The organism is Halanaerobium saccharolyticum subsp. saccharolyticum DSM 6643 (genome assembly GCF_000350165.1).
In the GTDB taxonomy this organism is placed as follows: domain Bacteria; phylum Bacillota; class Halanaerobiia; order Halanaerobiales; family Halanaerobiaceae; genus Halanaerobium; species Halanaerobium saccharolyticum.
Map to the genome: position 1 here is coordinate 87,998 of NZ_CAUI01000023.1, position 17,862 is coordinate 105,859.

The 17,862-nt window shown below is 30.0% G+C and carries 19 protein-coding genes and 5 tRNA genes; 4 read left to right on the forward strand and 20 right to left on the reverse strand.

The window, feature by feature from the left end; genetic code table 11:
* Positions 1–2 precede the first annotated feature (2 nt).
* From clpP to HSACCH_RS10660, 18 genes are all read right to left on the reverse strand, one after another.
* Positions 3–599 carry an ATP-dependent Clp endopeptidase proteolytic subunit ClpP gene (gene clpP, locus HSACCH_RS10575; protein ID WP_005489770.1) on the reverse strand — a complete coding sequence of 199 codons (597 nt, stop codon included), beginning with the start codon at positions 597–599 and terminating at the stop codon, positions 3–5.
* A gap of 117 nt (positions 600–716) precedes the next feature.
* Positions 717–1,997, reverse strand: a complete 1,281-nt coding sequence (gene tig, locus HSACCH_RS10580) for a trigger factor (protein WP_005489771.1) — start codon at positions 1,995–1,997, stop codon at positions 717–719.
* 113 nt (positions 1,998–2,110) lie between these two features.
* Positions 2,111–2,196: transfer RNA gene (locus HSACCH_RS10585), tRNA-Leu, on the reverse strand.
* 210 nt (positions 2,197–2,406) lie between these two features.
* Complete coding sequence (locus tag HSACCH_RS10590) at positions 2,407–2,820, reverse strand: YkvA family protein (protein ID WP_005489772.1); 414 nt, start codon at positions 2,818–2,820, stop codon at positions 2,407–2,409.
* Between the two features lie 61 nt (positions 2,821–2,881).
* Entirely contained in the window at positions 2,882–3,514 is a 633-nt protein-coding gene (locus tag HSACCH_RS10595) for a TetR/AcrR family transcriptional regulator (RefSeq protein ID WP_005489773.1), read from the reverse strand.
* A gap of 204 nt (positions 3,515–3,718) precedes the next feature.
* Positions 3,719–3,795: transfer RNA gene (locus HSACCH_RS10600), tRNA-His, on the reverse strand.
* 23 nt (positions 3,796–3,818) lie between these two features.
* A tRNA-Arg gene (locus tag HSACCH_RS10605) sits at positions 3,819–3,896 on the reverse strand.
* A gap of 6 nt (positions 3,897–3,902) precedes the next feature.
* A tRNA-Gly gene (locus tag HSACCH_RS10610) sits at positions 3,903–3,979 on the reverse strand.
* 25 nt (positions 3,980–4,004) lie between these two features.
* Positions 4,005–4,081, reverse strand: a tRNA-Pro gene (locus HSACCH_RS10615).
* A 139-nt stretch (positions 4,082–4,220) separates the two neighbouring features.
* Positions 4,221–4,820: an XTP/dITP diphosphatase gene (locus HSACCH_RS10620; protein WP_005489775.1), complete on the reverse strand. Its 600-nt coding sequence runs from the start codon at positions 4,818–4,820 to the stop codon at positions 4,221–4,223.
* Between the two features lies 1 nt (position 4,821).
* On the reverse strand, positions 4,822–5,541 hold the full coding sequence (rph, locus tag HSACCH_RS10625) for a ribonuclease PH (protein WP_005489776.1): 720 nt from the start codon (positions 5,539–5,541) through the stop codon (positions 4,822–4,824).
* A gap of 19 nt (positions 5,542–5,560) precedes the next feature.
* Positions 5,561–6,391, reverse strand: coding sequence for a glutamate racemase (murI, locus tag HSACCH_RS10630; protein WP_005489778.1), 831 nt, complete (start codon positions 6,389–6,391; stop codon positions 5,561–5,563).
* Positions 6,392–6,415: 24 nt separating this feature from the next.
* A complete protein-coding gene (locus tag HSACCH_RS10635; RefSeq protein ID WP_005489779.1) occupies positions 6,416–6,955 on the reverse strand; it encodes a GerMN domain-containing protein in 540 nt (179 codons plus the stop codon).
* Position 6,956: 1 nt separating this feature from the next.
* Positions 6,957–9,212 carry an N-acetylmuramoyl-L-alanine amidase gene (locus HSACCH_RS10640; protein WP_005489781.1) on the reverse strand — a complete coding sequence of 752 codons (2,256 nt, stop codon included), beginning with the start codon at positions 9,210–9,212 and terminating at the stop codon, positions 6,957–6,959.
* A 19-nt stretch (positions 9,213–9,231) separates the two neighbouring features.
* Positions 9,232–10,800 carry a sensor histidine kinase gene (locus HSACCH_RS10645; protein WP_005489782.1) on the reverse strand — a complete coding sequence of 523 codons (1,569 nt, stop codon included), beginning with the start codon at positions 10,798–10,800 and terminating at the stop codon, positions 9,232–9,234.
* Positions 10,801–10,836: 36 nt separating this feature from the next.
* Positions 10,837–11,760, reverse strand: a complete 924-nt coding sequence (locus tag HSACCH_RS10650; RefSeq protein ID WP_152416028.1) for an ABC transporter ATP-binding protein — start codon at positions 11,758–11,760, stop codon at positions 10,837–10,839.
* Positions 11,753–12,196: a hypothetical protein gene (locus HSACCH_RS10655; RefSeq protein WP_005489785.1), complete on the reverse strand. Its 444-nt coding sequence runs from the start codon at positions 12,194–12,196 to the stop codon at positions 11,753–11,755. Before HSACCH_RS10655 ends, HSACCH_RS10650 begins: the two co-directional genes overlap by 8 nt.
* 46 nt (positions 12,197–12,242) lie before the next feature.
* Positions 12,243–13,304, reverse strand: coding sequence for an ABC transporter permease (locus tag HSACCH_RS10660; RefSeq protein ID WP_005489786.1), 1,062 nt, complete (start codon positions 13,302–13,304; stop codon positions 12,243–12,245).
* Between the two features lie 332 nt (positions 13,305–13,636).
* Here HSACCH_RS10660 and HSACCH_RS10665 point away from each other — a divergent pair, with 332 nt between their 5' ends.
* The 4 genes from HSACCH_RS10665 (at position 13,637) to nagB (ending at position 16,437) form a co-directional block, all read left to right on the forward strand.
* A complete protein-coding gene (locus HSACCH_RS10665; protein WP_005489787.1) occupies positions 13,637–14,221 on the forward strand; it encodes a chromate transporter in 585 nt (194 codons plus the stop codon).
* 2 nt (positions 14,222–14,223) lie between these two features.
* Positions 14,224–14,787, forward strand: coding sequence for a chromate transporter (locus tag HSACCH_RS10670; protein WP_005489788.1), 564 nt, complete (start codon positions 14,224–14,226; stop codon positions 14,785–14,787).
* 105 nt (positions 14,788–14,892) lie between these two features.
* Entirely contained in the window at positions 14,893–15,624 is a 732-nt protein-coding gene (locus HSACCH_RS10675; RefSeq protein WP_005489789.1) for a GntR family transcriptional regulator, read from the forward strand.
* Between the two features lie 42 nt (positions 15,625–15,666).
* The gene (gene nagB / locus HSACCH_RS10680) at positions 15,667–16,437 is read left to right on the forward strand and encodes a glucosamine-6-phosphate deaminase (protein WP_005489790.1); all 771 of its coding nucleotides are present in this window, start codon (positions 15,667–15,669) and stop codon (positions 16,435–16,437) included.
* On the opposite strand, the gene HSACCH_RS10685 is transcribed toward nagB, so the two are convergent.
* Entirely contained in the window at positions 16,405–16,686 is a 282-nt protein-coding gene (locus tag HSACCH_RS10685; RefSeq protein WP_005489791.1) for a DUF503 domain-containing protein, read from the reverse strand. The genes nagB and HSACCH_RS10685 overlap by 33 nt on opposite strands.
* 42 nt (positions 16,687–16,728) lie before the next feature.
* Positions 16,729–17,841 (reverse strand): mechanosensitive ion channel family protein, encoded by a 1,113-nt coding sequence (locus tag HSACCH_RS10690; RefSeq protein ID WP_005489792.1) that lies wholly within the window; start codon positions 17,839–17,841, stop codon positions 16,729–16,731.
* Positions 17,842–17,862 lie beyond the last annotated feature (21 nt).

Genomic DNA, 17,862 nt, shown 5'->3' on the forward strand with positions numbered 1-17,862 from the left:
AATTACTTTTCACTTAATTCATTGCGTGTAATTACTTCATCAATTAATCCATAATCTACAGCTTCTTCTGCAGTCATGAAATAGTCTTTCTCTACATCTTGAGCAATTTTTTCTGGACTTTGACCTGTGTGGTCACTCAGAATATTGTTAAGCAATTCTCTGATTCTCATTAACTCTTTAATATGAATTTCAGCTTCAGTTGCCTTACCTTGAGCTCCACCAGCTGGCTGGTGAATCATAACTCTTGCATAAGGAAGAGCATAACGCTTACCTTCTGCACCAGCTGCAAGAAGTAGAGCACCTGCACTTGCTGCCTGTCCCATACCAATTGTAACAACATCAGGTTTGATATACTGCATTGTATCATACATTGCCAAAGCAGCAGTTACTGAACCACCTGGACTGTTAATATATAAATAAATATCTTTATCTGGATTATCTGCCTCTAAAAAGAGCAGCTGAGCAATAACAGTATTTGCAACATCATCTGTTACTGGTGAACCCAAAAATACAATTCTATCTTTTAAAAGTCGGGAATAGATATCATATGATCTTTCCCCACGATTTGTTTGTTCTACGACCATTGGGATTAGACTCATTGATTAAAACCTCCTTTGATTTATTGCTGCCAAATAGATTAAATTATATCTGGCTCATAACTATTATATATAACTTTATACTGAAAAACAGTTATTGTTTAACAATATAATCAAATTTTAGTTGTTTTCTATTAAAAATTCAATTGTTTTTTGTCTTCTAATATCTTCTTTTAATTGATCTAACTGTCCCTGCATCTGAAGAATAGCTTTAATCTTTTCTGGCTCCTGATCATGCATTTCTGCAATTTCATCAACCTCTTCATCTATTTCTTCTTCACTAACTTCAATATCTTCAATATCAGCTATAGCTTCAAGTACAAGTAGTTCTTTAGCTCGATCAGAAGCTGTTTCTCTGTTATCTTCTCTCCAGCTTTCTTCGTCCATACCCATATATCCAAGATAATCTTCTACTTCTAAACCTTGTTGTGAGATAGACTGAGATAATCTCTCAAACATTTGATCTAGCTGTTCATCGACTAAAGTATCTGTCATATTCACTTCAGCATTTTCGCTTGCTTTTTTAATTAATTTTTCTCTAAAATTATTTTCAACAGAAGTTTCTTTTTGTTCAGCTATTTCTTCTTTTATACTAACTCTCAATTCATCCATAGTTTCATAATCACTTGCTTCAACAGCAAAATCATCATTTAACTCTGGTCTCTGCTTAACTTTAATTTCTTTTAGAGTTACCTCAAAAGAGGCATCAGCAGCAGCTAAATCTTCTGCTTGATAATCTTCTGGGAATGTTACTTCAACTGTTTTTTCTTCCCCTACCTTCATTCCAATTAGTTGTTCTTCAAAGCCTGGAATAAAGCTTCCAGATCCAATTTCTAAACTATATTCTTCCGCCGAACCACCTGGAAATTCTTCACCATCAACATAACCAGTGAAATCAATTATTGCAAAATCACCTTCCTGCAGTTCTTCGCGATCTGCAGTCATTAATTGGCTGTGTTCATCCTGCATTTTTTCTAAGCGCTGAGAAATTTCTTCCTCTTTTACTTCTGCATCTTCTTTTTCTATACCTAAACCTTTATATTCACCAAGTTCAACTTCAGGTTTAACTTCTACTATTGCAGTAAATGTAGCAGCTTCTCCTTTAGATATATGGAAATCCTCAATATCAGGTTGTGCTATAGGCTCAATATCAGCTTCTTCTATAGCTTCACTATATCCCTGTGGAATTAAAATATCTAAAGCATCTTTGTGCAGAACTTCTTCACCAAATCTCTGCTCAATAATTTTACGTGGTGCTTTCCCTTTTCTAAATCCAGGTATTTCAACGTCTTTAACTACCTGACGATATGCTTGTTCTAGAGCTTCATCCACTCTTTCGCTCTCTATTTCAATTTCCAATTTAACTTTATTACCTTCTAATACTTCTTTCTTTACTTCCATTAATATTCCCCCTAACTTATATTTAGATAAAACTTTTAAAAAACTCTCTATATGTTAATAATCCCCGATCTGGCACCGGGCCAATATCGGGGGTCAATGACAGAATTATTAAATGGTGCGAAAGGTGGGACTCGAACCCACACGGGGATTACCCACTAGATCCTAAATCTAGCGCGTCTGCCAATTCCGCCACTTTCGCATGATAAATAATGCTGTGAGTGAAAATTCTTTTTTTCTTTTTCACAAAAAGCACATATAATGTTAGCATAGCTTTTTACTCTTGTCAAGGATTTTTTAGAAATTAGTTAATAAAAATTAAAATCTTGTAATATAACCCCTGAATTAAAATTTCCATCTTTTCTATTATATAATAAATTAAATAAAATATCCAGTAAAATTAAAATTTAATTTATTCTTTTTCTATCTCTATTGTTTTAGATTCTAATTCTTTCCATCTGCGAAAATTATCTAGCTCCTGTGAGAGCTGTCTAAAAGCCAATATAAATACTGCTGCATCATCTGTAAAACCAATTCCAGGTAAAAAATCAGGGATTAAATCTGTTGGCAAAATTAAATAAGCCAAACTGGCTACAACCCAACCCACTGCTGCATCATTCAAGCTAAAATTACCCTTGGAGTACTCACTTAACATTTCAAGTAACTCACTTACTTTATCAATAAAAGGAAGTTTATAATTATGGGAATCAAGAAAATTACGAGTTTTATCTAAAATTTTACTAACGCTTTCATGTCCGGTCCCCCACTTACTTGTTAGACGACCTAAAAAAGCAAGTAGATCATTATCATTAAAATCTTTTTTCATGTTTTCACCACCATTTTTATAAATAGAATTTCCTTAAAAATTAATAATTAAGCTATTGATATTATTTTTCAGGCTTCATTAAAGATAAATCTACTTTTCTAGACTGAACATTCAAAGTCCGATTTAACAGTTCTTCTACAGCAGCAAATTTATCAATATACATCTCTTCAGTTGTAAATTTAGCATAATGTCTGTGTAAAAAGTTATCAATACCCATAAATAGTATTTCAGTAACCTCTTCTGGGTAATCAGTCTCGAATTCTCCTCTTTCCACACCCTCTTTTACTATTTCAGTAAATATAGGCATAAATTTATTCCAAAATTCTTTATTTCTTTCTTTCATAAATTTTGCATTTTCATCAATTTTAAAGAACTCATAGACTTTAAAATTACCTCTTCTACTAAAGATCAATCTTAAAATTATTTTTTCAAGTTTTTCTAATGAACTCATGTTTTTATTTTCTAAAACATGTCTTGCTTTCCTTTCGGTTTTTTTATATCTCTTTTCTAATAAGGAAGAAATAATATCTTCTTTTGTATCAAAATAATAATAAAATGTACCCTTAGCTACACCAGCATGTTCTGCTATGTCTTTTACAGTAGTTTTTTCAAAACCTTCTTCTATAAATAATTTTTCTGCTTCATTTAAAATTGTATTTCGTCTTTTTAGTGATTTTTTTGTTTGCTTTGCCACTCTTTTTACCCCCATTTGTATTTTTGACCAATAGTCAACATAGAGTGAATACATTATAGCATAACTTTTTATTAAATTAAAGAGAGAATATAATAACTCTTTAGTTTTATCTTGATTTAATTATATCTAGTTTAAGAGTTACTAGTCAAGATTATTAAATTTAAACATAAAAAAATCACCTTTTCAGGTGATTAACATTTAAAATGGGGTGGATGATGGGGCTTGAACCCACGGCCTCAGGAGCCACAATCCTGCGCTCTAGCCAACTGAGCTACATCCACCATATTTGGTTTTAATTTTAAAATGGCGCGCCCGACAGGATTCGAACCTGTGGCCTACGGATTAGAAGTCCGTTGCTCTATCCGGGCTGAGCTACGGGCGCATAAAATGGAGCGGGAAACGAGACTCGAACTCGCGACCCTCAGCTTGGAAGGCTGATGCTCTAGCCAACTGAGCTACTCCCGCTCAAAAAATGTTCTATAATTTAAAATGGTCGGAGCGAAAGGATTTGAACCTTCGACCCCCTGCTCCCAAAGCAGGTGCGCTACCAAACTGCGCCACGCTCCGACGTGTTTTGTGCCGCAAAAATTAATAACTTTTTTCGCGACGACAATTAATAGTATATATGAAATGCCGCTTTCGGTCAAAAAAGAAAACGGCATTTACATGCTTTTAGATTAAATTAAATAATTAATACTCTTTTTTACTACTTGTATCTCTGTTTTATTTCTCTTTTCATTTTCTTTAAAGCTCGGCCTCGATGGCTAATTTTATTCTTTTCTTGTTGGCTAATTTGGGCCATAGTTTTATCGTATTCAGGTAAATAAAATATAGGATCATAACCAAATCCATTTTCTCCTGCTGGTTCTTTAGCTATAATTCCCGGACATTGACCTTTTACAGTAATTTCTATATTTTTAAATGGATCTACAAGTGCAATTACTGATATAAAAGCAGCCCTTCTTTTTTCTATTGGCTGTCCATTTAATAATTCTAATATTTTCAAGTATTTTTCTTGATCAGTTAAGCCTTCACCGCCAAATCTTGCTGAATAAATACCAGGGGCACCATCTAAATAGTCCACTGAGAGTCCAGAGTCATCTGCTAAAACTATTTCATTTAGCTCTTGAGCCCGCTGCCTAGCTTTTTTTAAAGCGTTTTCTTTATAATTCTTTCCATCTTCAATAACTTCTGGAAGTTCTAGCTCTGAATCTAGACCAACAAACTTAAAATCTAAATCTGAAAAATAAGCTTTAATCTCTTCTATTTTATGCTGATTTCCACTTCCAATCACTATTTTTGGCATCTTATTCGCCAACCAATTCTAATTTTTGCTCTTCTATCAGCTCTAAAATACCTTTTTCAGCCAGATCATATAGCTGATCTAACTCATCTCTAGTAAATGGATGTTCTTCTGCTGTTCCCTGGATTTCAATAATTTCTCCAGCCTCTGTCATTGCAATATTCATATCAACCTGAGCCTTAAAGTCCTCTTCATAACATAAATCAAGCATTGGAGTCCCATCAACAATTCCCACACTTGTTGCTGCCATGAATCCTTTAAGTGGACTTTCTTCTAATTTCCCTTCATCTAACATAAAATTAATAGCGTCGACTAAAGCAACATAGGCACCTGTGATTGAGGCTGTTCTAGTTCCTCCATCAGCTTGTAATACATCACAATCAACCCAAATGGTTCTTTCTCCCATCTTATCAAGATCAATGATAGCTCTTAAACTTCTACCAATTAAACGCTGTATTTCTTGAGTTCTACCACTTAATTTTCTTTTTGCTGCTTCTCTAATATTTCTATCTTGAGTTGCTCTTGGTAATAAGGAGTATTCTGCAGTCAACCACCCTTTATTTTGACCTCTTAAAAAATAAGGAACACTATCTTCAATTGATACATTACATAAAACCATTGTGTCACCAGTTTCTACAAGGACTGATCCTTCAGCATATTTAGTATAATTTCTTGTAATTTCAACATCTCTTAATTGATTAACTTTTCTTCCATCTGTGCGCATAATTTATTTGCCTCCCATTTTAATCATTAGTAAATATATTTTCTTCTTTGAAATTTAATTCTTTCAAATTTAAAAACTTACGACCGTGATCTAAAAACCTTTTTGAGATTCTATTTTTATCACTTACAATAAATTTGTGTTGATTTGAGTTATTATTTGTTTTTTTAATCAATCCCATTTTATTTAACGTATTTTTAACTTCTAAAGCCATTTCATGAGCAGGATTTATTAATTGAACATTCTCTCCCATTGTTCTACTCAAAACCGGGGTTAAATAAGGGAAATGAGTACAGCCAAGAATTAATGAATCTACATCAGCTTCTATCAAGGGTGAAAGATAATCTCTAGCAGTTTTTCGAACTTCATTACAATTAAATTTACCTTCTTCTACTAAATCAACAAATCTAGGACATGCTTTAGCAAAGAGCTGAATCTCTGCATTGATTTTCAAAATCTCAGTCTGATAAGATTCACTATTTACTGTACCTTCAGTCCCAATGATCGCAATTTTTTGATCACTGCTTAACTCTACTGCTCTAGCAGCAGCACTTTTAATCATTCCAAAAATAGGAATATCAAATTTATTTTTTACATAATCTAAAGCTGCTGATGTTGCTGTATTACACGCTATTACAACAGCTTTAACATTTTTATTCTTTATTAAATATTGTATTATTTCTTCTACATACTCCCTAATTAAATTTAAATCTTTTGGTCCATATGGGAGATGCATTGTATCTCCGTAATAAATTATATTCTCCTCTGGCATTAATCTAAAAATTTCTCGAGCAACTGTCAGGCCACCAACACCTGAATCTAATAACCCTATTGCTCTATTTGAACCTTTCAACAAAACCAACTCCTATCTAGAATATTAATTACTTACAGTTAGTTTTTGATTGTACATCAAGGGCTGGCTTAAGTCAAGATGTCCAACAAGTGTTTCTACCTCTTCTCCCTCAAGTAATATTTTGACACTTTCAACTTCATCTAAAGAAGTGTAAGTATTTACAATTGAGTAAATAGTCATTAGTTCCCCTGTACTTCCACCCCAATGATTATTTCTAAGTTCAAGACTAAAATTTAGTTTCAAATTGTTCCCTTCTATTTGATAATCTAATAACTTGCTCTCTTCTGGTATAGTCCTTACTAATTCCTTTTCCGTAGGTCCAGCCTTAAGTTCTTTAAATAATTGAAGATACAAATCACCTTTTTCGTCTAAAACTCTTTCTTCAACCTTTAGATAATTAGCATCAACTGAGGAAAAATAAAGTTTTGCTTTATTTTCTACAAAGTAATTATTATAAAAGAAGAAAAATAAATATAAAAGAGCTGCAGTCAAAAGTAAAATTCTTAAAACAAGTAGCAATTTTCTTTTTTTATCACCTGTAATTTTTTTCTTTTTTGCAGCCATTTTACTTGCCTCCATTCTCTTCCAAATAATCAAGTATTCCATCCACTATCAATGAAGCTGCTTTTTTTTGAAAGACCTTAGTTTTGAGAAATTGTTCTTCTTTAGGATTACTCAAAAAACCGACTTCTATTAGAGCAGAAGGCATTTTAGTATATTTGATAACATAAAAATTGCTATCTTTTATACCACGATCAATTAAACCAAGATTTCTACCTAACTTGTCATGTATTTTTTCAGCTAAAAATCGATTTTGGTTATTACTACTTTGATTATAATATGTTTCTACCCCACCAGTATGAGAATTGTTAAATGAATTTGCATGAATACTAACAAAAATATCCGCTTTTCTTTGATTAGCAAATTTAACCCTTTTTTGTAAAGAATGAAATTCATCAGAACTTCTAGTTAATAGGACATCTTGATTTTCCGAAGCTAAAAGCGCTGCTATTTGCTTAGCAATAGCCAAATTTGGAACTTTTTCTTCTAAACCATTAATACCTATTGCTCCTGGATCAAAGCCACCATGACCAGCATCAACGACAATTAAATGTCTTCCGATTTCTTTTTTCCTTTCTTCTTCGTCTTTAAAATATTCTTTAGCCAGTGCTATCTTAATTCCATGTCCTTCTGCATAACTCTGAACCTTATGGCTATAGTATTCATTAAGTTCAAAAACTAATCTAGTAACCTCTTTACCTTCAAGTTGATAATTGCTATTTCTTATATCTTTTATCAAAGAAGTTTTTTCAAATTCTCCTAATTTATCTAAATTATTTAGAGTGTTTTGGAAATCTACAACAATACGGTGAGGATAATTAAACTTTTTCACCTCATAAACAGCCTTAGAATCCATAAGAATATCTAAGTATTGATAGTCTTGATTGTCTTCAGTCTCTATTTTAGCAAATTTATTTTCTAAGTTAACTGTATAATAATACAGACCATTTTTTTGTTCTTCAACAAAATTGTAACCAGTTAATTCCTCTAAATCTGCTACTATTCTTACAGTCTGCTCATCAAATCGAGCTGTCCTAATGTTTTTAATCAAATTATTATCAATTTCTACTTTATCCAGTATTCCCTTACCTCTATTAACATGATAAAGATTCATAACTAATCTTGGAGGTGTTTCAAGTAAAAACAGCTCAGGATTTAAGGCTGAAGAAGATGTAAAACTGAAACTTCCCTCTGCATATTCTAAATTAGAAATTTCTGAGCGCTGCCCTGGTTTAAATGTTAAAATATTATTTTCTTTTCGCTGAAGAGGTTTAAAGATATCTCCATTTGCCATAGTTGCTTCTATTCTTAAAACAACAGGGTCTAAATCATGCTGAGTGACTTTAATATCTTTTATAAGCGAATTATCCTCAATATCTAAGTCAAAATTACCTATAACTACTGACGGAATGTCAATAACCATTTTTTTAGTATCAGAAAAATATTTTGTTCTAGCATCGGGAATTTTCCCAGTTGCTTCAACACTTAAAAGATTATTCTTATTAATTCTAATATCTTTTAATTGTGGTAAAAATGTTAAAACCAAAGAATCTTCATGTTCATATATTCCACCATCAATCTGAAAAGGAATTGGAGTTCTGCTTTTAATTATGAGTCTCAACAAAGCTCTATCAGGAACATTTACAACTTTAAGATAATAATTATTATTAGAAATATTATCACTAAACTCTTGATTAATCTCAGCCTTATCTATTTCAATAATTATTTCAGTTCCATCCTCACTGTGCAAAACTCTATAGGGAGTTATTTCATCCATTTTAATCTGAAGCTGATTACCATCTTCCTGCCATGATACGCCATTTATTGTGGTTTCTGGTTGAAAAATATATAATTCTTCATTATCACGTTGATACTCTAATAAATATCCAAATGCCTCTATAGACTTAACAAGAGGAATATAAGCTTGATTTTTTATCAGCTGTAATCCAGCCTTGGTTCTCAGAGCATCATTACCGATCTGGATATAACGACTATTAGCCATCATTTTTATTGTAACAGACTGTGATTCCATCTCTAATGACTTCAAGGCCGGTCTCCATGTTAAATCTGCATCAAGTAATTCTGCTAGGTCCCTTGCTCTAATTAAAAGCTCACCTTCGCGGCTGACAGTTTTAATCTCTGAAGTTATATCCTTACTATTAAAAAATATTGTATTTTGTGCAGATGCAGTATTAATTATTAAAAAAGTAAATATTAGTACAAATGAAATTATAATTTTTTTATTATTTAAAACTGACAAGGAAACCTCCTCCTTATATTTAGATGTTGTTAATGTCACTAAATTCCAATTCGATTTTATTTAAAAGACTATCTGCATAATAGCTTTCTAATTCTACATTTTTTTCATCTATTGTTTCAATTGGTAAACAAACATTAAATCGACTGTATATACCATATATACTATCTAAAGTTATTTCTCCCCCATGCATCTCTATAATTGATTTTGCAAGTGAAAGTCCTATGCCACTGCCTTCTCTTTGTTTATTGAATTTTTGATCAACCTGTCTAAACTGTTCAAAAATTATATTTTGATTTTCCTTTTTTATTCCAATACCTGTATCTCTGATAGATATTATTATATTTTTATCCTTTTTTTCTATTGTTAATAAGATTTCATCACCCTCCGAAGTAAATTTTACAGCATTAGAAATTAAATTTAAAATTACTCTTTCTATATTAAATGGATCACAGGCCATTATTTGAGAACTAACTTCACTCTCAAAACGAAAATTTCTGTTTTTAGTTTCTAAATAATCTTTTGTACTATCAGCAACAGATTCCACAAGTTTTATAACATCTAAATTACCTCGATTAAGTTGAAAAGTATTAACATCAATTTTAGTTATATCTATTAGATTATTAACTAAACGCAGCAGCCTAAATCCATTGTTTTTAATTGAAGATAAATACTTATCAAATTGATAAGTATCATCAGAAAGAGTATTTTTAAGCTTATATTCTAATAACTGCAGACTAGAAAAAATTAAATTTAGTGGGGTTTTTAACTCATGAGAAATGTTAGCAAAAAACTGAGTTCTCAATTCACTATATCTTAGTTCTTCTTTTTGACTTTCAACTCTTTTCTGTATATTAATTTTTTCAGTAATATCTTGCGCAATAGATATAATTTCAAGTATTTTATTATTTCTATCTTTAATCAGAGCAGTATTCCACTCACAAAAAAGTTCACTGCCATCTTTAGCTATATTTTTATTTATATTATAGCTTTCTTCTCCTTCAAAAACATTTTCTATAAGCTCTGTAATATCAGAATAAGATTGTTCTTCTACAATTATATTAAAGTTTTTATTTATCACTTCTTCTTTTTTCCAGCCAAATATTTCTTCTGCTTTATCATTCCAATCAATTATATTTGTTTCCCTGTTTGAAACTACAAATGCCAAAGGTGCTTTTTTAAAAATACTTCTATATCTTTTTTTGTTTTTATAAAACTTTTTTTCTTTTTCAAGTTCAGCAGTAATATCTTCTGCTAAACAAAGCAAAAAGTCAACTTCACCTTCTAAATTATGATGAGGAATAGTATCTACTTTTATTATTTTTTGTTCATCCCCTATTTCAATCTCAATTTCAGCGGTACTACGCAAACCGTTTTCAAAAATTTCCTCATTAAATTTTTTTACAGCTGGAATTTTATGATCGTCTAAAATAACTGATATTGGCTTCCCTTCAATCTCTGAAATATTTAAAGAACAAAATTCAGCCATTTTTTCATTAACAGCTCCAAAATGGGTGGGATCAATCAAAAAGTAGGAAATTTTATTCAAATTATTAAAAAGAAAATCAAATCGCGGTGAAATTTTATTCATGTTATCCCTCCCAAATATCAAGGCATTATCTCAAATCTAATTGTTTAAATTCTTAAAAACCTGCTGTAAATCAGCTTCATTTTTATTGAAATCAATTAATTTTAATTTCTTTGAAACAAAAGCTGCTTTCTTAAAAAGATCTTGATTAATCTTTAATCTCAAAATTATAATTTCTGAATCCAAACTGTAATAATCAGCTTCTGTTAAAATTTTTTCCAAATATTTTTTCAGATCTGAATTTTTTATATTTTGATTGTTTATAAACTTAATTTCTAAATGTTTTTCTTTAAGATTATTTTTGAAAGCTGAAGGCTTATCAACTGCAATGACCCGGCCTTCATTGATAAATGCTACTCTATCACAAAGCCTATCAGCCTCTTCTAAATAATGAGTACTTAAAACTACTGTCTTATCTTCTTTTTTGAAATCAAGAACCTTTTTTCTTATTATTTCTGCAGAAATTGGATCTAAACCACCGGTCGCCTCATCTAAAATTAAAATTTCGGGATCTGACAATAATGCTCGACAAATCATTAATCTTTTTTTCATACCTTTAGAAAAGTTTCTAACTTCTTTTTTTGAAACATCCTGGAGCTCAAATTCGGAAAGCAGCGCTTCAATTTTTTCATTATTTATATTATTAATTCCCGCAAATAATTTCAAATTATCCATTGCATTTAACCTAATATATAAATTACTTTCTTCAAAAACAACAGCAATTTTCTCTTTTATCCAAACAGGAATTCCTTTATTAATTTCTGCTCCCATAATTTCAACAGTTCCAGAATCAGAATTTAAAAGACCGGTTAAAATCTTAATTGTAGTACTTTTACCTGCACCATTAGGACCCAAAAGACCCACAATTTCTCCTTTTTCAACCTGAAGATTAATCCCCTGTAAAGCTTTAAAACCTGAAAAACTTTTTTTTAGTTCACTTATATTGATTATTTTTTCATTCATTCTCATCATCTCTATTTAAAGCTTTATCATCATCTAAAGCATTTTGATAATCCCAAAAAATTTGAAAATCATCATTAATTTTTCTCACATAAACCATCTTCTCAGAATTTTTTTCTCGACTACCAAAATGATTGAATTTTAATAAATATTCCACCTGCAGCATATAATAATTTCCAAAATCTACTGCATAATCGAATTTATCTTTGACCTCCTTAAATTCAATTTCTTTAGCATCACCGACTTTAATATCAGTATATTCGAGATCATATTTTTCAAAATTTTCCTTTTGAAAATCCAAATAAATCTTTTTTTCCAGTTCTCTTTTTAATTCTGCTGCAAAATTATTATACACTTCAGAAAAATTTTCTTCAGAATAGTTTTCATAAATATATTCTGTAAAAGCTTTAGGGCTGTCAAATCCTTCTGTCTGAGCCAAAGGTGATAAGAATAATATAACAAATATAGTAAAAAATATAGTTTTTTTATTCAACAAGAGAATCAGCCTTTCTTATATAAAGCATAATAATTAAATAAAAAATAAAAGAAAATAATATTAAAGACGATATTTCCATAAATAAACTACTATTTTGACCTTGATAAACCAAAACTTTATCTAAAGCCTGATAAAGGTAATGAGTAGGAAAAAATAAAGCAAGTCTCTGAGTTAATGGAGAAACATCTGCTACTAAAGCTGGAAAAATAATTGGGAAATAAATAACTGTTGATATTGATCTAGCAGAAGATTGACTATCAGTAAAAAGACTAATAATTAACCCCAAACCACTAAATACAAAAGATGCTATGGTAATTATTATAAAGGCTAAGAATAATCTTTTAAAGCTAATTGCTAAAACTCCATTTAAAGACCCCATTAATATTGATGTGATTAAAGACAAAATCCAGGCAAATAAGGTTTTAGCTGCAATTATTTGATAAATATTTACCTTAGTTACCAGCAAAGCAGCTAGTGTTTTGTTGTCTTTTTCTTCAGATAAAGAGGCAGAAATTAGCATTAGACCAATCATTGTAATTGTAACAGTTAACCAAACTGGTAAAATAGAACTACTTACCTTAAAATCTGCAGCAGCTTGAAATTTAAAATCTGGGCCACTATCTATATTATGATATGTAGTTAATAAATCCGAAATATTTTCTTTTAAAATAAAAAAATTAACTGTATCTCTACTGTCTAAATAAATTTGATATTTTTTTTCTAAACTTTCTTGCCGTGGTTTATAATGTATTACAGCATCAATACTACCAGCTGCTGTAGCAGACTTTCCAGCTTCTATATCTTGAAATTCCTGAATAGAAAAGTTTCTAAAATTTTGATTAATAAAACTTTGGAATTGTTCTGTATCCTGCCCACTAATCCCAAGTTCAAAATTTCTAATTAACTGTTGAGAGCTGACTAACGAAAACATTAAAGAAGCAAAAAGTGGTAGTAAAATTATCATAACTGCTGTTCTATTTTTAAGTGATTCTTTTAAATCTTTTTTTATTAATAAAAATATAATCTTTAGACTTTCTTTAAAATTTGACATCATTACTCTCCTATTAGTTTATATTTATTTTTCTGATTTTATGAAAAATAAGGGAGAAATATAATATTCCTCCCTTAGATTTTTTCTTATGGAGCCATTCTATCAAAAAAGTAAACAAGGGCCCAAACTATTACTATAATCCCTACTATTTCTGCCATAAGAAAAACCTCCTTTCAATTTCATAAATAATTAAAGTCTATATATATCTATTCTCTAAAAAAATTTATTATCCTCTTTATTAAGGCCGTTTAATGGGATATTATCAATTATTTTACTTTTTTTAGCTATGCTTTTTCTAATGTGTTATAATATTAGCGGAGGTTGAAACTACAGTGAAAAAAATAATTAAAATTTTCTTCATTTTTTTTAAAATTGGATCTTTTACTTTTGGGGGTGGCTATGCAATGCTGCCAATTATAAAAAGAGAACTAGTTGATAATCTTGGCTGGATCCAAGAAAAAGACATTTATAATTATTACGCAATTGGTCAGAGTACACCTGGAATCATTGCAGTTAATACCGCCACAATGACTGGCTATAGCCTGCAGGGAGTTAAAGGTGCTCTAGCAGCAACTACTGGTTTTATTTTGCCTTCTCTTATTATTATAACCTTTATTGCTTCATTTTTTAAGCGTTTTCAAGAAATTAGTATTTTTCAACACGCATTTACAGCTATCCAAATTGCTGTAGTTGCTTTAATAATTGATATTGTTATAAAGATGTGGCAAAAATCTGATAAAAGTAAATTTAGTTTCCTTTTATTTATACTTGCATTTTTACTACTGGTTTTATTTGATATATCACCAGTGTTTGTTATCTTAGGTTCAGCAGCCGCCGGTGTTTTGATTCAATATTTACGTGGTAATTTACAAACCGCTTATGAAAATTATCAGAATCAAATTAAGGAAAGTGATTAATTATGATATATTTAATACTATTTTTAGAATTTTTCAAAGTAGGCCTTTTTGCTCTAGGTGGTGGCCTAGCAGCGCTTCCTTTTCTGCAGGATTTAATAGTAAAATATGGCTGGATGACTGCTGAAGAGTTATTAAATATGATTGCTGTCTCAGAATCAACTCCTGGAGCAATAGGGATTAACACTGCAACCTTCATCGGCTTTAATACTGCTGGTATTGCAGGAGGTGTCATAGCTACAATTGGACTCGCTGCTCCCTCAGTAATTATTATAATAATTATAGCTCATTATTTTCAAAAATTTAATCAGCATCCACTGGTTGAATCTGCCTTTAGTGGTATTAGACCTGCAGTAGCAGGATTAATTGCCTCTGCTGCTTTTGAACTAGCAAGTGGTGGAATTTTTGACTTAAATAAACTTCAGTTAAATAATAATCTAAAAAATTTCTTTGATTATAAATCATTATTATTATTAATTATTATACTTGTTTCTATCAGGAAATTCAAAAAACACCCGGTAATTTATATAGCAGCTGCAGCTATAATCGGAATTATTTTTGAATTTTAATATCAAAATTAATTCTTATCACAACAAAAGGGTTGAAAATAATACTTTTTTATATTATAATTGGTATAGTCCACATGTTGTATATTCCTTATCAGGAGGTAAAATATGAAAGAAATTAATAAAAATAGCCCCCTACCACTTTATTATCAATTAAAAGAAAGCATTTTAAAAGCAATAAAAAACGAAGAAATTGTGGTTGGCGAAAAAATCCCCTCAGAGCGAGAACTAGCAGAATATCATAATATTAGCAGAATGACTGTCAAAAAGGCAGTTGATATCTTAGTCAATAATGATTATTTAATTAAAAAACAGGGTAGAGGAACTTTTGTTTCTAATTATAAAGAAAGTTACAGCATCTCACCCCTTTCAAGTTTTACTAAAGAAATGGAAAAAAAGGGATTAAACTACAAAAATAAAATTTTGGATTTTTCTAAAATTAAAGATAAAAAAATAGCTAAAAAACTTAATTTTAAAGAAAATGATGAATTTTTCAAATTTGAAAGATTGAGATTGATAGAAAATAAACCATTTTTACTAGAAAAAACTTATCTTTCAACTAAAAAAATTGCTAATCTAAAACAAGAAGACCTTAAAAATAATTCTCTTTTTAAACTTATTAAAAACAAATATAATATTAAACTCAAAAATGCTGAAGCGGAAATTGAAGCAGTCATTTTAAATGATCAGGTTGCAAAAAAAATGAAAGTTAAAGAAGGAATGCTGGGCTTATATTTTGAACAAATAAGCAGGGATGAAAATGATGAAATTATAGAATATACTTCTGCTTATTATAGAAATGATAATTATAAATTTAAATTTAAATTTGATTTAGAATAATAACAAAATTACTTGTTATGAAAATTAAAAGGATGTGTTAAAATGAGAATTATTGTAGAAAAAGATTATCAAGCAATGAGCAAAAAAGCGGCCTTAATGGTTGCAAGTCAAATCACTTTAAAAACTGATAGTAATTTAGGTTTAGCAACAGGAGCTACTCCTCTAGCTATGTATGAGAAGTTAATTGAAATGTATAAACAAAATGAAGTTGATTTTAGTGAAGTCCAAAGTTTTAACCTTGATGAATACTGTGGACTAAAAGCAGAACATCCAAATAGCTATCACTATTATATGTACGATAACTTCTTTAACAAAATAAACATAAAAAAAGAAAATATTCATATTCCAGATGGAAGTGCAGAAGATTTTAATAAGGAATGTAGAGATTACGAAGAATCTATCAAAAAAGAACGTGGAATCGATCTACAAATTCTAGGTATTGGATCAAATGGACATATAGGTTTCAATGAACCTGCTGAAAGCTTAAATGTAGCAACTGAGGTTGTAGATCTAACCGAGGAAACTATAGCAGCCAACAGCCGATATTTTGATAGCAAAGAAGAAGTACCTAAAAAAGCTATTTCCATGGGGATGGCCACTATTTTAAAAGCTGATAGAATTGTACTGCTGGCAAGTGGAAAAAATAAAGCTGAGGCAATAAAAGATACTGTTAGTGGTAAAATTTCAACTAAAGTTCCAGCATCTTTACTTCAAACTCACCCTGAAATAACTGTTTTGCTTGATCAAGAAGCTGCTTCTTTAATCAGCAAAGAAGAACTATCAGCTGATTGTCACTTCATAATTTGTGACTGAAAATTCAGGAAAAGATTCAATAAAGTTTAGATATTTATCCATTCTACTCTGTAAATAATTATAGTCATTTCCAACCACTGCTACCCCAATTACTGCAGTCTGAATATAATCTTGGGCATCTACTTCTGCTGCAGAAAAATCAAATTTATTTCTGCTTTTCTGCAGCAGACTTTTTATAATATTTCTTTTGTCTTTTAAAGTAGCCGCGCCAGGTAAATATAATTTTATTTCACAGCTTGCAATTAACATCTTTTAATTCTCCTTATTTAAGTTTTTGCTATTTTGATTCAATTAACTTTTATTCTCTTCAAAATTCAACTCCTGAATATTTTTAAAATTACTATTTAAATTTTCTTTATTACCAAAATGAATAGTTTGGGTTGGAAAAGCAAAATCAACTCCCAATTCTTCCATTTTTTCTTTTAATTTAAAATTAATTTCTTGTTGAATCCCCATATAAACCTTATAATCACTATCTTTAACATAATAAACAACCTGAAATAGCAAACTAGATGCTGCAAATTCTGCAAAGTGAGCTCTATCAAATTCTGTTTTATCAATATTTTTAATAGTCTCTTCTATTATTCCGGGAACTTTTTTTAATTTACTCAATGGAGTATCATAGGTCAAACCAAAATTAAAATTAATTCTCCTTTGTTGCATTCTTTTGTAATTATTTATTCTGGAATTAACAAGATCTGTATTAGAAATTATAAGCTGTTCACCACTTAAACTTCTAATTCTTGTTGTTTTCACCCCAATATGCTCGATTGTTCCTCTATATTCTCCTGTAATAATAAAATCCCCTATATCAAAAGGTTTATCAAAAAATATTGTAAAATAATTAAATAAATCGGTTAAAATACTTTGAGCAGCAAAGGCAATCGCAATACCACTAATTCCAAGACCAGTAACTAAACCTGTTATTTGTATATTTAGATTATCCATTACAAAAATTAAAGCAATAGTCCAAATTAAAATTTTAATTAAAAATAAAGTAACATTTAAAACTTTAAGCTGTTCGTCATTTCTTTCTTTTTTTCCCCAATATTTTTTTATGCTATAACTTATAATATCGCTCAATGATAAAACTACTAAAATCACAGTTAAAATCATTAAAAAATAATTAACAAAATTGTCAAGTTGGGATATAATTGTTAGCTGTCTGAAGGCAAAATAAATAGCTAACAAATATAGCAGCGGATAAATTCTCTTTTTTATTAACTTTTTTAAAAACTGAGAAAAAGATCTAGAAAATTTTTTAATTAAGATATCCATTTTTTCTAATAAAAATTTATCGAAAAGTCTAATAGTAAAATAAACTATTATTAAAAAACTAAAAGCTAAAATATAGTTTTCTATACTATTATTTAAAAATATTGTTGTTAATTCAACTTTCTGCATTAAAATCCCTCCTGAAAAATA